This is a genomic window from Ensifer sp. ENS08 (assembly GCF_014852195.1).
Classification (GTDB): Bacteria; Pseudomonadota; Alphaproteobacteria; order Rhizobiales; family Rhizobiaceae; genus Ensifer; species Ensifer adhaerens.
Window position 1 is genome coordinate 227,438 of sequence record NZ_JACVBF010000002.1, and the last position, 12,802, is coordinate 240,239.

A 12,802-nucleotide genomic window follows, 5' to 3' on the forward strand; every position below is an offset into this window, starting at 1 on the left:
TTTTATGTTTAATTCGGAGACTTGAATGCGGGTTTGGAAACAGCTTGCGGTGAGCGCCGCTGTGCTTCTCGTGGGCGCAGCCGTCTGGGTGCGTTTTGTGCCTGGTGCTGGTGAAACGCTGGCGGCGATTGGTGTTTCGCATCCGCTGATTGATGCCTTGTCCAAGCCGGGCGCCGGTGGCGGCGAGGGCGGCGAACGCGGCAATGGCCGCGGGCAGGGCGGCAACAACGCCATTCTCGTCATGGTCCGGCCTTCGGGCACGTCTGTTGTCAACGACCGGCTGAACGCGATCGGCAACGGCGAGGCGATCCATTCCGTCACCGTGACGCCGACGGCAACCGGCAACCTCACCGAAATCCTCGTGCGCTCCGGCGAAAAGGTGTCGCAGGGTCAGGTCATTGCCAAGCTCGACAGCGACGACCAGAAGATTGCTGCCGACCAGGCGAGGCTGACACGTGACAGCGCACGCGAAAAGGTCGAGCGCTACCGCAACCTGAGCACCGCCCGCGCGGTGACAGCCGTGGACGTGCGTGACGCCGAAATCGCCATGCAGACCGCCGAGCTGGCGCTGAAGACCGCAGAGCTCGACCTCAAGCGCCGCGACATCGTGGCGCCGTCGAAGGGCGTCGTCGGCATCATCACCGTCAATGTCGGCGACTACGTCACGACCACGACGCCGATTGCCGTCGTCGACGACCGCTCGGAAATCCTCGTCGATTTCTGGGTGCCCGAGCGCTTCGCCAACAAGATCTTCGTCGGCCAGCCCGTCACCGCCTTCGCCATCGCCCAGCCGGGCAACCAGCTCGACGGTGCGATCCACGCGATCGACAACCGCCTCGATCAGGCGAGCCGGACGCTGCGCGTGCGCGCACGGCTTGAAAACCCCGACGACAAGCTGAGGGCGGGCATGTCCTTCTCGGTCACCGTGGCCTTTGACGGCGACACCTATCCGACGGTCGATCCGCTGGCGATCCAGTGGAGTTCGGAAGGCTCCTATATCTGGCGCGTCTCCAGCGACAAGAGCGAGAAGGTGCCGGTGAAGATCATTCAGCGCAACCCGGACAAGGTGCTGGTGGACGCCGCACTGTCGGAAGGCGACGAGATCGTCACCGAAGGCGTGCAGCGCCTGCGCGACGGCGGCGCCGTGCGCATCGCCGGTCGCGAGAACAAGCAGGAACCGCAGAAGGTTGCGGAGGAAACCAAGTGAGCGGCGGCGACAGTCAGGCAAGCGGCCATGGTGCCGGCCAAGGCAGCGCCGGCGGCCAGATGTCGGCCCGCGAACGCGGCAAGACCGGCTTTACCGCACTCTTCATCCGCCGGCCGATCTTCGCGCTGGTGGTCAACACGCTGATCGTCGTTGCCGGCCTTGCGGCCTGGAACGGCATCGAGATCCGCGAGCTGCCGCAGGTCGACCAGCCGGTGATTTCGGTGACGACGACGCTTGATGGCGCCGCACCCGAGACCATGGACCGCGAGGTGACCTCGGTGGTCGAAGGGGCCGTGTCGCGCGTGCAGGGCATTCGCGACATTTCCTCGACCTCGTCCTTCGGCCGCAGCCGCGTCACGCTGCAGTTCTCCGACACGACCGATATCGGCCAGGCCTCCAACGACATTCGCGACGCGCTCGGCCGGGTGCGCAACCAGCTTCCCGACAATGTCGACGAGCCGAGCATCGTGAAAGCCGATGCCGACAGCCAGCCGATCATGCGGCTGGCGCTGACCTCCGATACGATGTCGATGGAAGACATGACGCTGCTCGTCGAAAACGAGATCAGCGACCGGCTCGCCGCCGTTGAAGGCGTGGCCGACGTTGCCGTCTATGGCGACCAGGAGAAGATCTTCCGCATCGACCTCGACCAGGCGAAGCTCGCCGGGCGCGGGGTAACGGTCGCCAACCTCAGGACCGCGCTTGCCAACGCCTCCTACGACGTGCCGGCCGGCAAGCTGACGAGCGCCAGCCAGGACATTTCGGTGCGCGCCACGGCCGACCTGCAGACGCCGGAGCAGTTCGAAAACCTGATCCTCGTCAACAATGTGCGCCTGCGCGACGTGGCGACCGTCACGCTCGGTCCCGACACCGGCACGACGGCGCTGCGCTCCAACGGCCGCCAGGGCATCGGCCTTGGCATCGTGCGCCAGGCGCAGTCCAACACCGTCGATATCTCCGAGGGCGTGCGCAAGGTCGTCGAGACGATCCAGACGCAGATCCTGCCCGAGGGCACGCAGCTCCGCATTACCAGCGATGACGCCGTCTTCATCAACGGCGCTATCCACGAGGTGGAAATCGCGCTGATCGTTGCGGTCTTCATTGTGACGCTGGTCATCTACATGTTCCTGCTCGACTGGCGGGCGACGCTGATCCCGACGATCTCGATGCCGATCGCGCTGATCGGCACGGTGGCGGCGATCTATCTCGCGGGCTTCTCGATCAACATCCTGACGCTGCTCGCGATCGTGCTTGCGACCGGGCTTGTCGTCGACGACGCCATCGTGGTGCTCGAAAACATCGTGCGAAGGCGCGCCGAGGGGCTTGGACCGCGCGCGGCGGCCGTTCACGGCACGCTCGAAGTGTTCTTCGCGGTGTTGGCGACGACCGCGACGCTTGCCGCCGTCTTCGTGCCGCTCTCGTTCCTTCCGGGCCAGACCGGCGGTCTCTTCCGCGAGTTCGGCTTCGTGCTTGCCTTCGCGATCCTCCTGTCCTCCTTCGTGTCGCTGACGCTTTGCCCGATGCTCGCCTCGCGCATGCTGACGAAGGATACGCATACGGTGCCGGGGCCGATGGCGCGGTTCGGTGCGCGGGCGGCCGGGTTCTACCGGGTGACGCTGCGCGCCTGCCTCAACTCGCCGCTGATCGTCTTCGTCGTCGCGGGCTTCTTCACCGCCATGGGGGCTGCCGGCTTCCTGACGCTGAAATCGGAGCTGACGCCGACGGAAGACCGCTCGCAGATCATGATGCGCATCAACGCGCCGCAGGGCGTTTCGCTCGAATACGCCCAGGCCCAGATGCGCCGCATCGAGGACGGTTTGCAGCCGTTGGTGAAATCCGGCGAGATCGACAACATCTTCTCGATCTCCGGGCAGGGCGGTTCGGTCAACAGCGGCTTCATGGTGCTGACGCTCGCTCCCTGGGACAAGCGTGACCGCACCCAGCAGGAGATCGTCACCGACATCAACAAGGTGACCGGGCGCATCCCCTCGGTTCGCGTCTTTGCGATGCAACCGAACAGTCTCGGCATTCGCGGCGCCGGCAGCGGCCTGCAGGTGGCGCTCGTCGGCAACGACTACAACAAGCTCGGTGATGCCGCGGCAAAGCTGGTGCGCCAGATGGAAGACACCGGCCGCTTCGAAAACGTCCGCCTCAACTACGAGGCCAACCAGGCGCAGCTTTCGATCACCATCGACCGCGAGCGCGCCTCCGACATGGGCGTCGATATCGGCGGCCTTGCCTGGGCGCTGCAGGCCATGCTCGACGGCAACAGCGTCGTCGACGTCTATGTCGACGGCGAATCCTATCCGGTGAAGCTTCTGTCCTCGACCAACCCGGTCAACGACCCGACCGATTTGCAGAACATTTTCCTCAAGGCCGGTGACGGCAAGATCGTGCCGATGTCGACGATCGCCAGCGTCGAGGAGATGGCGGTGGCGCCGCAGCTGTCGCGGGAATCGCAACTTCGCGCCGTTTCGCTTTCGGCCGGCCTCAAGTCCGACCTCGCGCTCGGCGAGGCACTGACCATGGTGGAGCAGATGGCAGAGCCGCTTCTGCCGCCGGGCTCGCGCATCATGCCGCTTGCCGAAGCCGCAACGCTCAACGAAAACGCCAACGGCCTCTTCGTCACCTTCGGCTTTGCGCTCGTTATCATCTTCCTGGTGCTGGCGGCCCAGTTCGAAAGCTTCGTCAGCGGCCTGATCATCATGTCGACGGTGCCGCTGGGGCTTGCCTGCGCGGTCTTTGCGATGATCATGACCGGCAACACGCTCAACATCTACAGCCAGATCGGCCTCGTGATGCTTGTCGGCATCATGGCGAAGAACGGCATCCTGATCGTCGAATTCGCCAACCAGCTGCGCGACCGCGGCCAGGACGTGCGCTCGGCGATCGAGAATGCCGCCAACATCCGCCTGCGCCCTGTCATGATGACGATGATCGCCACCATCGTCGGCGCGGTGCCGCTGGTGCTTGCCAGCGGCGCGGGCGCCGAGGCGCGCATCGCGCTGGGCTGGGTGCTCGTCGGCGGTCTCGGTCTTGCGGTGATCGTCACCCTCTACCTGACGCCGGTCGCCTATCTGGTGATCGCGCGCTTCACCAAGCCGCATGCGGACGAGGAGCGCAAGCTGCACGAGGAAATGGATGCGGCGGCAGCGCTGGAGGTGCGCTAGCCGGAACGGCCGTCGCGCGACGGCTTATTATTCTAGCCCGGCGGCAACGAGAAAGATCGCTGCCGCCAGCCCGCCGAGCGCGCTGCGCCCGGCGTGAAGCCTGCCCCAGAGACCGAGGAGATCTCGGCTTTCCGGGCCGGCGTCGTCCGGCCGGACTGCCTCCAGCTGGCGATTGACCGGCATCACGAAGAGCAGCGTATAGGGCCAGTTCAGGATGATGATCGCGGCCCCCAGCCCCCACAGCACATGGCCGGTCTGTCCCCAGGCACCGGCGCCGAACAGGCCCGAGACGAGCGCGAGCGTCGCCTGCATCTCGAAGCCGCGCCGATAGGACGGCACCCACTGCACGAGTGCGGCGCGATCGTCGAGATGCAGCCGTGCGGGCTGTTCTGCCCAGGTGATGTAGATGGCGGCGCCGAAGAAAACCGACGCGGTGAGCAAAGCGGTTAGACCCAGCATTTGCCTCTCCTTCCTTCACGCCTCCATCATAATCCAAGGCTCACGAAACGGCAGGTGTTTTCTGCCGTTTCGCTCTCATACGTAGCAGTACCGGAGTTCGGTCGGTCTGAGGCGTGACTTTTGCCAGCAGCAAATGTGGTGCGACGCGGCTTGCCCGTTTGCAAGGCCCTCTGTCTACGGGCCCGCCCGCCCTATGTGCCGTCACGCCGCACGGCCAGCGCCGTCGCGCAGAGCACGACCTCCACCTCTTCTTCGAGTTCGAGGCAGATCTGCCGGTACTCGTCAACGAGATCCGGGCGGCCGCCGCCCAACACGAGTGCGTCCCGCATGTTGACCGCGAGTTCATAACTGCAGAACAGCTCAATCATGCAATCTGACGATGCCGACGCGATGCTGCCTCTCAGGTGCGGCAACCGCATCATCAGTCGCTTTCTGCCGATCTCTCCAAGCACGTCACACGTCCTTCCGCTCGGCCTTTATACGCAAGGACTTCCCGAACGGATCACCGCGCGGCGCGGTGTGGAGATGACATTTCGGCAAACGGGGACATATCGTGTCGGCTTTTCAGCGTTGGTGTTTTCCACGCTGTCATACAGTCTTGTGACACTCCGGTCTCACGTCAGGCGTTTTCCTGCGCTACTGTGACCGGGAAGTGCGCGAGCGTCTGGACAAAGTGATTCCGATTTGCACAGTAGCGCCTTGAAATGACTGCGCTTCCCGAACATCGAAAAGGCAGCGTGGCGAATGCAAGAGGAAGGGCGTTTTCCGTGGCATTGAAGGCGATCAGGGCTGGCGCGAGAAACGAGGCGGGGATTGCGGCGGCGAAGGCGGACCTTTCCGCCCGCTTCGGCGACCGGTTCCAGACGGGCGAGGCGATCCGCGCCCAGCATGCCCACACCACCACCTATATTCCGGCACAGCTTCCCGACGGCGTGCTATTTGCGGAAAGCGCCGGGGACGTGCGCGCGATCGTCCAGATCGCTGCGCGACACAAGGTGCCGCTGATCCCGTTCGGCACCGGCTCCTCGCTCGAAGGGCATATCAACGCCCCCCATGGCGGCATCTCGGTCGATCTCTCGCGTATGAACAAGGTGCTCGAGGTCAATGCCGAGGACCTCGACTGCCGCGTCGAGCCGGGCATCACCCGCGAGGAGCTCAACACCTACCTGCGCGACACCGGCCTGTTCTTCCCGATCGATCCCGGCGCCAACGCCTCGATCGGCGGCATGGCCTCGACGCGGGCGTCGGGCACCAATGCGGTGCGCTACGGCACGATGAAAGACAATGTGCTGGCGCTGACGGTGGTGACCGCTGACGGGCGCGAGATCCGCACGGCGCATCGGGCGCGCAAGTCCTCTGCCGGCTACGACCTGACGCGGCTTTTCGTCGGCGCCGAAGGCACGCTCGGCATCATCACCTCGATCACGCTCAGGCTGCAGGGTATTCCGGAGGTCATTTCCGGCGGCGTCTGCCCGTTCCCGACGATCGAGGACGCCTGCAACGCGGTGATCCTCACCATCCAGTCGGGCATTCCGGTCGCGCGCATCGAACTGCTCGATGCGCTGCAGATGAAGGCCTGCAACGGCTATTCCGGCCTTTCCTATCAGGAGACGCCGACGCTCTTCGTCGAATTCCACGGCAGCCCCGAGAGTGTCGAATTACAGGCGCGCCAGTTTGGCGAGATCGCTTCGGAGTTCGGCGCCAGCGACTTCCTCTGGACCACCAATCCGGAGGAGCGGGCGCGGCTCTGGAAGGCGCGGCACAATGCCTATTGGGCGCAAAAAAGCCTGATCCCGGGCGCGGCGATCCTGTCGACCGATGTCTGCGTCCCGATCTCGCGGCTGGCGGAATGCGTGGCGGCAACGCAGGAAGATAGCGCCGCCCACGGGCTGACGGCGCCGATCGTCGGCCATGCCGGCGACGGAAACTTTCATGTCGGCTTGCTGTTTGACGACAAGGATCCGGCGGACGTGGCGCGGGCCGAGGCCTTTGTCGAGCGGCTGAACGCGCGGGCGCTCGCCATGGACGGCACCTGCACCGGCGAGCACGGCATCGGCCAGGGCAAGATGCCGTTCCTTGAGGCCGAACTCGGCGACGCGCTCGATCTGATGCGCCAGATCAAGCACTCGCTTGATCTGGACAATATCTTCAACCCGGGCAAGATTTTCGCTTGAGGTGAGACGCGCGACGGGCCGTTTTTTGGGACAATGCGCCGGCGACAAAGTGTGATACTGCATAATTCTCAAAGTCGGAATCGACCCCTAGGGAATTATGCGGCAAATCAAGGATGCTACGGCGCCATCAGCGGCGCTGCAGCCGGGCGCCGGTTTCTGGCGCTTAAATCGATTTGCGGCGCGGATGCGCCGATGAACGGAATGGGAATATAGGCACGGTGCTTTCGCGAATTCTTCTTGCCGTCGGCGGACTTGTGGTCGTTGCGCTCTTTGCGGCGCTGATCGCCCCGTGGTTCATCGACTGGACGGGTTTCCGCAAGGAGTTCGAGCGCGAGGCAAGCCGCATCATGGGCAAGCCCGTCGTCGTGCATGGCAGCGTCGATGCGCGGCTGATCCCATTCCCAACCGTGACGCTCAACGACGTGCGCGTCGGCGCCGCCGAGGACGGCGACCCGCTGATCCAGGTGGCGCAGTTCTCGATGAGCGCCGAGCTTGCGCCGTTCCTGAGCGGCGAGGCATTGATCTTCGACATGAAGCTCGATCGTCCGCGGGCCAAAGTGCGCCTGTTGCCCGACGGTACGCTCGACTGGGCGAGGGGCCGCCGGGCCTCGATCCCGGCCAAGACCGTCGCGCTTGAAAATGTCGAGATCACCAATGGCCAGGTCGAATTCGTCGACGAACAGACCGGCCGCACCCGCCGCGTGAGCGGCCTTGCCGCAGACATTTCGGCCCGCACGCTCGCCGGGCCCTGGAAGGTTGAGGGGCGCGCCGCGCTCGATGGCGAAGCCGGCAGTTTCTCCTTTACCAGCAACGAAGTGGACGAGGCGGGTACGCTCAGCCTGAAGGCGCGGGTAACGCCCGACAAGCGTCCCTTCGGCGTCGAGACCGACGGTTCGCTGCGCATCGTCGATTTCAGGCCGGTCTATAGCGGCCGCTTCACGCTGACGGAGAACCGCCCGCAGGCCGAGACGAAGGATGCGGATGGGCGGGCGCCGCTGCGCATCAACGGCAACTTCCAGCTGACCAACGAGAGCATCCGCGTCCCGGAATATCGCTTCGAAATCGGCCCGTCGGATGATCCCTATGTGGTCACCGGCGAGGCAACGCTCGATACCGGCAAGGACCAGAAGTTCCTGCTGATCGCCGACGGCCAGCAGATCGACGTCAGCCGCATCGGCCCGAGCCGCAACAACAAGACCGGCCGCGATCCGGCGATCTCGATGCGCCAGCGGCTCGAAGCCATGCTGGCGATCGCCGCCGAAATTCCCATCCCGCAGGTGCCCGGCCGCGCCAGCCTGAAGCTGCCGGCGATCGTCGTCGGCGATACGACGGTCCGCGACGTGCGGATCGACGTACAGCCCGATGGCGCCGGCTGGGTGATCGACAATGTCGTGGCGCTGCTGCCGGGGCGCACGCAGCTCGAAGCCAAGGGGCGGCTGAACCTCAAGGGACAGCGCACTTTCCGCGGCGACCTTCTGCTGGCCTCCAACCAGCCTTCCGGCCTTGCCAACTGGCTGGCGGGCTCGGTCGATCCGGCGATCCGCAAGCTGAGGACCGCCGGCTTTTCCGCCAAGGTGAACCTCACCGATACATTGCAGCAGTTCGAGAACCTCGAAGTGGCGGCCGACGAGGCGAGCCTCAAGGGGCGGCTGGAGCGACAGTCCTTCGCCGACCAGCAGCCGAACCTTTCGCTGCAGCTGAAGGGTAATCGCATCGACTTCGAAGCCTTGCAGGCGCTGACCGGGCTGGTGGCGGGCGACGCTTCCACCGACACCTTGCTGCAGCACGCGATTGCCGCCGATCTTTCGGCTGACGAGTTTTCCGCCTTCGGCGAGCAAGCGCAGGACGTGCAGGCGGTGCTGACACTGAAGAACGGCCAGCTCCAGGCCGAACGCGTGGCGATCGGCTCGCTCGCCGGCGCACAGCTCGCCTTTTCCGGCCGGGCCAGCGGCGACCTCGAAAAGCCCGTCGTCTCGGCCAAGATGAAGCTTGCCGCCAAGAACCTGACGCCGTTCCTGGAAATGATCGGCCGCCACGCGGTCAATCATCCAGCGCTCCGGCAGTTGATCAAGGCCGGTCCCTATTACAGCGACACGGCCTTCGACGTGACGCTGACGGCCGGCAACAAGGAAGGCAACGCGCCCGCGACCTTCGGCATCTTCGGGACCGCGAACGGTACCAAGATCGCCGCCAGCTACCAGGCGCCCGACATGGCGCAGGCGCTGACCGGCAAGGCCATGCTTTTGGAAGCGACGCTCGAAAATCCCGAGACGCGGCTGCTGCTCGGCCAGACGGGTTTCGATCCCTTGCCCTTCGATGCGGATGCCAACGGCATTCTCTCCGTCAAGCTGCAAAGCACCGACGGACCGACGGCGAACGGCACGGTGACCTTTACGACCGAGAAGACGTCGCTCGCCGCCAAGGGCAGCGTCGATCTTTCCCGCGATCATTTCCTCGAAGGTCAGGCCAAGGTGACGCTGCAGACCCAGGACCTGGAGCCCTATCTTCTGCTCCAGGGCGTGGCCTTGCCGCAGATGGGCAGCGGCCTGCCGCTGACCGTCTCTGCCGATATCGCGACGACGCCCGAAACAATTGCGCTGACCACTGTCGAGGGCAAGGCCGACCACAACGGCTTTACCGGCAATCTGACGATCGACCGCAAGACGCCGGGGGCGGCCAGCGGACAGCTGACGCTCGACACACTCGATCTCGCCTGGCTCGGCGAGGGCGTCCTCGGACCGATCGAGGATACGAACGGGGCCTTCTCGAAGGGGGCTCTGGCGCAGCCTGCCTGGACCGGGCTCAACGTGGCGCTGGACGTGCAGGCGCAGAAATTCTGGCCGGGCGTCTATGGCGCGGTCACGAGCTTTGCCGGCAAGATGGAATGGAAGGGCGACGAGGTCGCGCTGACCGATGCGGCCGGCGACTGGCTGGGCGGCAAGCTCGCCGGGCGGGTGCAGATCGGCAATGCCAACGGCTCGGGCTTCCTGCGCTCGCGCCTGGACGTCAAGGGCGGCGACCTTGCCCAGGCGGGCTGGGCCCATGCGGGCACGCCGGTCGCGACCGGGACTTTCGATCTTTCGGTAGCACTTGAGGCATCGGGTGCGACGCCCGACGCGATGGCGCATTCGGCAAGCGGTTCGGGTACCACAACCTTCAACGGCATGACGCTCGCCGGCATCAACAGCGCAGCTTTGCCGCAGCTGATCGCGGCAGCCGATGCGCTGAAGACGCAGATCTCGGCGGACGCGATCAGAAGTGCGGCGGAGGCGACGATCTTCTCGGGTCAATCGCTGGTCGGCGTCGTCAAGGCACCCTTCAGCATCGCCGGCGGGGTGCTCCGGGCGCAGAACGTGACGGCTGGCGACGGCAATGCCGCGATGACCGGCGAGGCTTCGCTGGACCTTGCGGCGGGCCGGATCGACGCCGGCATCGATCTGACCTTCCGGCCGGGTGACGAGGCGCTTGCCGGTGCCGAGCCGCGTGTGCGCATCGGCTATGCCGGCCTGCTGGAAGCACCGGGCGTCGATCTCAACGTTGCCGATCTCGCGAACTTCCTGTCGCTTCGCGCCTTCGAGCGCGAGCGCCGGCGGGTCGAGATCCTGCAGGCGAACGTGCTGGAGAAGCAGCGTCTGCGCCGCGAACTTGCGCTTTACAAGGCGCGGGCGGAGGCAAGGGAACTGGAGCGCAAACGCGCCGTTGCCGAGGAACGCCGGCGCGCAGCCGGCGCTGCCGAGGCCGCCCGCCTCAAGGCGGAAGCAGATGCGCGAGCAGAGGCCGAACGCAAGGCCGAAGCGGAGCGACAGGCGGAAGCCGCGCGTCGGGCGGCAGAGGCAGCGCGCAGCGCCGGACAGGGCCAGCCGATCCCGCAGACGGGACCGACCCCCCAGACCGTGCCGGACGGTGCCACCGGCACCCCTCCCGGACAGAGGCTCAACTTCGACGTCCTGCCCGACGTTACCGTACAGTAGCCGGCGACTATGCCGGAGCACGACGCTCCCTGGCTTTCGGGGCCGGGGATGCGCTTCCAATTTCGCATCCGGCCATGATCCCATCCTTGGCTTGTGCGCCCTGAAGAGCGTCGCGATCTTTCAGCTTCGCTCTCTGCGCTTTTGATTTTTCGCATGCCGTTATCCCAAGACCACTGCGCGCTTTTGCGCGACATGCTCTGGCTTCAGATTTTGAACATGCCTTTATCGGGCGGGCATTCTCTTGGTTTCCGGCGCATCGTGGCGCGCGAACGGGATCGGCAGAGTTTTAACGAATTCTGAAGCACATCCTCCACTATTGATCGCTAAATTAGCAAGTTGCGTTGGATGGGGCAGGGGGTGCGGCTTGCGGGCCGCGTCTTTAATCGGCGCATGGGAAGGACGACGTCGATCGCTCCGGATTGACCCGAGCGGCGCGTCGCCGTCTGCTGAGGGGGCAACGATCAGAGATGCGCTACAATTTGAGGAAGAGAGCCGCCCGTATATTTGCGGACGAACGCGGCAACTTTACCGTTCTGACCGCGCTGATAGCGGTGCCGTTGTTGAGTGCCGCGTCGATCGCCATCAACCTGGCGCGGATCAATCTCGAGGCCGCGAAGATGCAGACGGCGCTCGATGCCGCTGCCTTCTCGGCGGTCAAATCCTACGGCGAGGGCGAGACCGAGGCCAGTGCCAGGGATCTCGCCAACAACGTCTTCTTTGCGAATTTCGGCCAGCCGGAGATCGTCGATCAGCTCGGCCCGGAGAGCGGTGTGGCGGTGGCGGCCACGCCGGTGCAGATCGCCTTCGGCGCCGCCGGCGTCGAGACCACGGCGACCGCGGCCTATGCGTTGAAATACAATCCGCTCTTCTTCGGGCTGCAGCCCTATACGATCGACCGGGAAAGTGTTGCCGCGCGCATGCCCGGGGGAGAGGCCTGCATTCTGGCGCTGCACCCGACGGCGAGCCGGGCCTTCGAGGTCAGCGGCGGGGCGAGCGTCGACACATCCGGCTGTACGATCACGTCGAACTCGACCGACGCGCAGTCGATCTACCTCAGCGGCTCGGCCACGCTCAAGGCCGAGTGTCTCTACGCCGCCGGCAAGGTGTCCGCGACGCTCGCCAACCTGCAGCTTGCCTGCGGCAAGGCGGTAGAGGAGGTGACGCCAATTGCCGACCCCTTCCGGTCGAAGAAAATGCCGACCACGGCAGGCTGGGTGAGCCTTGCTGGCTGCGGGCAGAATTTCGTCGGCGGCGGTGGCGGCAACGGCGACTGCAACGGCACCGGCAAGACGCCGAACAACGCGCCCGACACCTACCGCGTCGAGCTGAAGCCTGGCACCTATGGCGATCTCGAAATCAAGGGCAAGGTTCTTCTGAGACCCGGCAACTACATCATCGACGGCGGTAGCCTGAAGTTCACCAGCCAGTCGGTGGTGAGCGCCGAAGGGGTAACCTTCTTCCTCCTGAACGGCGCCCAGCTCGACATTCACGGCGGGGCGACCTTCCAGGTCAGCGCGCCGACGACCGGCGACTGGGCCGGCTTCTCGATCGTCGCCGGGCGCAACAACACGGTCAGCGCCACCATCAACGGCAACAGCGCCTCGTCGCTCGCCGGCATCATCTACATGCCGGCGTCGCGCGAGATCCAGTATGCTGGCAACGGATCGACCGGCGGTGAATGCGTGCGCATCGTCGCCCAGGAAATCACCATGATCGGCAACAGCAGCTTCAAGCTGGATTGCAAGGCGGTGCTGGCCAACACCACGATCAACAACCCCGGCGCGATCCGGCTGGTGCGATAACGACGGACGCGTCTTGCCA

At 65.2% G+C, this 12,802-nt stretch carries 7 protein-coding genes; 5 read left to right on the forward strand and 2 right to left on the reverse strand.

Annotation, left to right across the window (positions count from 1 at the left end):
- The first annotated feature begins 25 nt into the window (after positions 1-25).
- Together IB272_RS06585 and IB272_RS06590 are read left to right on the forward strand one after the other, a co-directional pair.
- Positions 26-1,207, forward strand: a complete 1,182-nt coding sequence (locus tag IB272_RS06585; protein WP_060582713.1) for an efflux RND transporter periplasmic adaptor subunit — start codon at positions 26-28, stop codon at positions 1,205-1,207.
- Positions 1,208-1,266: 59 nt separating this feature from the next.
- Entirely contained in the window at positions 1,267-4,377 is a 3,111-nt protein-coding gene (locus IB272_RS06590; protein ID WP_060516170.1) for an efflux RND transporter permease subunit, read from the forward strand.
- 27 nt (positions 4,378-4,404) lie between these two features.
- On the opposite strand, the gene IB272_RS06595 is transcribed toward IB272_RS06590, so the two are convergent.
- Both IB272_RS06595 and IB272_RS06600 read right to left on the reverse strand, forming a co-directional pair.
- Positions 4,405-4,836 (reverse strand): DUF1772 domain-containing protein, encoded by a 432-nt coding sequence (locus IB272_RS06595; protein WP_034792578.1) that lies wholly within the window; start codon positions 4,834-4,836, stop codon positions 4,405-4,407.
- Positions 4,837-5,027: 191 nt separating this feature from the next.
- On the reverse strand, positions 5,028-5,288 hold the full coding sequence (locus tag IB272_RS06600; protein WP_348646777.1) for a hypothetical protein: 261 nt from the start codon (positions 5,286-5,288) through the stop codon (positions 5,028-5,030).
- A 315-nt stretch (positions 5,289-5,603) separates the two neighbouring features.
- Between IB272_RS06600 and IB272_RS06605 the strand changes: the two genes are divergently transcribed.
- From IB272_RS06605 to IB272_RS06615, 3 genes are all read left to right on the forward strand, one after another.
- Positions 5,604-7,010: an FAD-linked oxidase C-terminal domain-containing protein gene (locus tag IB272_RS06605; protein WP_060582714.1), complete on the forward strand. Its 1,407-nt coding sequence runs from the start codon at positions 5,604-5,606 to the stop codon at positions 7,008-7,010.
- A gap of 218 nt (positions 7,011-7,228) precedes the next feature.
- Entirely contained in the window at positions 7,229-10,981 is a 3,753-nt protein-coding gene (locus IB272_RS06610; protein ID WP_192444243.1) for an AsmA-like C-terminal region-containing protein, read from the forward strand.
- Positions 10,982-11,448: 467 nt separating this feature from the next.
- Positions 11,449-12,783, forward strand: a complete 1,335-nt coding sequence (locus IB272_RS06615) for a TadE/TadG family type IV pilus assembly protein (protein WP_060582715.1) — start codon at positions 11,449-11,451, stop codon at positions 12,781-12,783.
- Positions 12,784-12,802 lie beyond the last annotated feature (19 nt).

Excerpts from the sequence above, each read along its gene's own strand:
- IB272_RS06585 (WP_060582713.1), top strand. The coding sequence starts at position 26 with ATGCGGGTTTGGAAACAGCTTGCGGTGAGCGCCGCTGTGCTTCTCGTG.
- IB272_RS06590 (WP_060516170.1), top strand. The coding sequence starts at position 1,267 with ATGTCGGCCCGCGAACGCGGCAAGACCGGCTTTACCGCACTCTTCATC.
- IB272_RS06595 (WP_034792578.1), bottom strand. The coding sequence starts at position 4,836 with ATGCTGGGTCTAACCGCTTTGCTCACCGCGTCGGTTTTCTTCGGCGCC.
- IB272_RS06615 (WP_060582715.1), top strand. The coding sequence starts at position 11,449 with ATGCGCTACAATTTGAGGAAGAGAGCCGCCCGTATATTTGCGGACGAA.